3 protein-coding genes and 1 pseudogene are annotated in these 2,130 nt (G+C 62.8%); 2 read left to right on the top strand and 2 right to left on the bottom strand.

Annotated elements, in window-relative coordinates; all coding sequences use genetic code 11:
• Both ACYVDE_RS20985 and ACYVDE_RS20980 read right to left on the bottom strand, forming a co-directional pair.
• Positions 1 to 316: pseudogene (locus ACYVDE_RS20985) on the bottom strand (hypothetical protein); the annotation flags it as partial.
• Between the two features lie 87 nt (positions 317 to 403).
• A complete protein-coding gene (locus tag ACYVDE_RS20980) occupies positions 404 to 802 on the bottom strand; it encodes a hypothetical protein (protein WP_460503486.1) in 399 nt (132 codons plus the stop codon).
• Positions 803 to 1,104: 302 nt separating this feature from the next.
• Here ACYVDE_RS20980 and msrA point away from each other — a divergent pair, with 302 nt between their 5' ends.
• Both msrA and ACYVDE_RS20970 read left to right on the top strand, forming a co-directional pair.
• Positions 1,105 to 1,779, top strand: a complete 675-nt coding sequence (gene msrA, locus ACYVDE_RS20975; protein ID WP_460503485.1) for a peptide-methionine (S)-S-oxide reductase — start codon at positions 1,105 to 1,107, stop codon at positions 1,777 to 1,779.
• Positions 1,780 to 1,942: 163 nt separating this feature from the next.
• On the top strand, positions 1,943 to 2,130 hold a 188-nt coding region (locus tag ACYVDE_RS20970; protein ID WP_460503484.1), incomplete at its 3' end, for a hypothetical protein.

Raw genomic sequence — 2,130 nt, 5'->3', positions numbered from 1 at the left:
GGAGCTCGCGGCGGGCTACCACCCGGCCACCGGCGGCCAGTAGCTCAACGTGCAGCACCCGGCTCAGCGTGTCGGGACGGTGCGTGTCGGCCGCCACCACACTCGCGCCGAACCACAGGGTTTCGCCTACAGTGTACACCGACTTATCGAGGTGCAGGTAGGTTTTTTCGGGGCGCGTGTTCCGATAAAAAGCCTGCATTTTTTGCACCAGCTGCGGCAGAATGGGGGCTGCGGATGGCCGCCAGGCCACGCTGGCCAGTACGGCCAGCCCCAACAGTGCGCTGCGGCGCCACCAGGCGCGCAGCGGGAAAGGCATATACGGCATGAGCAGGCCACAGCAAAGGGTAGATTCCGCTGCCTTGGCAGCCAAATATAGGTACTGGCCTGCGGCCTTCCTTGCCTTCTACATCTGCGTCAGCCAAGCGCTGGCCGTGTCGACATCATCGAAGGTCGCGGCGACGACGTTGCTTTCCATGAGCTGCAGGGTAAGGTCGGTGGAAAGGCGGCTGTACACGTTGGGCGAATACACCCAGGCAAAGTAGCGCAGGCCAGCCGCCTCCATGGCCGAAAACCACTCGCGACCGGCCCAGGCGGCGGCCTCGCTCCACATTCCCGTCACGTTGCGATTATCGTTCAGCAACTTGTGGCAGCGCTGCTGGGCCAGCAGCCGCAGCAGGCTGCTGCCCCCCTCCTGCACGCTGCCCAGGTTCTGCTCGCCCCGCCAGTCGGCATATAGCCACTCGTGCACGTGGTCGTAGAAAATGGCAAGGGGCGGCTCGTCGAGTAGTAGCTGAAGTGACATTAGTGGGTGAAGCAGGAAGGTCAGCCCTTACGGCAAATACGTATAAAAGGTCTGGGATTTTCTGCAAAAAAAGCACACAAACTGCACTCCAGCATTCCAACCATGCAGCAGACGTGGTTAAGTACGTACTAACGGCAACCTGAATGGCAGTGGCCGGGCGGGCCCGGCCGCCCACTCAAGCCATGCGGCCGCGGGCTGCGTATATCGGCCACCCACGGTGTAAGGCCCGGGCAGTGGCCGCGTCTGCCGGGGCAGTAGCACCAGGCAGCCCGGGCTGCTTTTACTTCGATACGCAACGCATCATGAAAACCCGTCTGAAATCAATTGCCAGCCTGAGTGCGCTGGCCTTGTTGTTTGCCTGCGGCTCGCAGCCTCCGGCCGAAGCGCAGGAGCCTTCGCGCTCTACGGCTGGCTTTGCGCCGGCCAACCTCAACGGCCTGGCCGTGGCCACGTTTGCGGGCGGCTGCTTCTGGGCCCAGGAAGAAGCCTTTGAGGAAATTAAAGGCGTGAAGCAGGTGGTGAGCGGCTACGCTGGTGGCACTAAGGCCAATCCCACCTACGAGGAAGTGGCGGCCCAGAACACCGGCCACACCGAAACCGTCCAGGTTTACTACGACCCGAAGGTGGTGAGCTACCAAACGCTGGCCGACATCTTTTTCACGGCCTCGCACGACCCCACGCAGCTCAACCGCCAAGGCCCCGACACCGGCCCCGAGTACCGCTCGGCCGCTTTCTACCGCACGCCGGAGGAAAAAAAGGTACTGGAAAGCACCATCGCCCGCGTCAACGCTTCGAAAGAATATAGCGGCCGGATTGTCACGCAAGTACTGCCCTTCCAGAAGTTCTGGCCGGCCGAGGCCTACCACCAGGGCTATTACCGCCTGCACCCCGAAAACCCGTATATCGCCAATGTATCGGCCCGTAAGGTGGAGCACGTGCGCCGGGCCTTTGCCAAAAACCTGAAGAACCCGCTGTAGCCCCGGCAAAAGGGCCATTCACCGCTGTATCCCCAGCCCCGGCCGAAATTCGACCGGGGCTGTTGGCATTTATCCACTTTGCGCCTGCCAAACTTCTATATTTGGCGACCGAAGCCGCGCACCCGGTTTACTCCCGGCCGCGCGGGCGGCCTTCCGACCACGTATGCCCGCCATTTTCGCTCCCGACCTGGACTTTGAGCTGCTGTTTGGCTCCTTGCCGGCGCCACACGCCGTGCTGTCGCCCACGGGTACGGTACTGAGCCTAAACGCAGCGGCCTGCGACCTGCTGCTCCCTGCCCTGCCGGCCGAGCAGCTGGCGCATCAGCCCCTGCGGGCCTTGCACGCGGCATT

This window comes from Hymenobacter agri (assembly GCF_054778495.1).
This window is presented reverse-complemented; position numbering and strand designations above follow the sequence as displayed.

Coding starts and splice junctions, on each gene's coding strand:
- ACYVDE_RS20980 (WP_460503486.1), bottom strand. CDS start 802: ATGTCACTTCAGCTACTACTCGACGAGCCGCCCCTTGCCATTTTCTAC.
- msrA (WP_460503485.1), top strand. CDS start 1,105: ATGAAAACCCGTCTGAAATCAATTGCCAGCCTGAGTGCGCTGGCCTTG.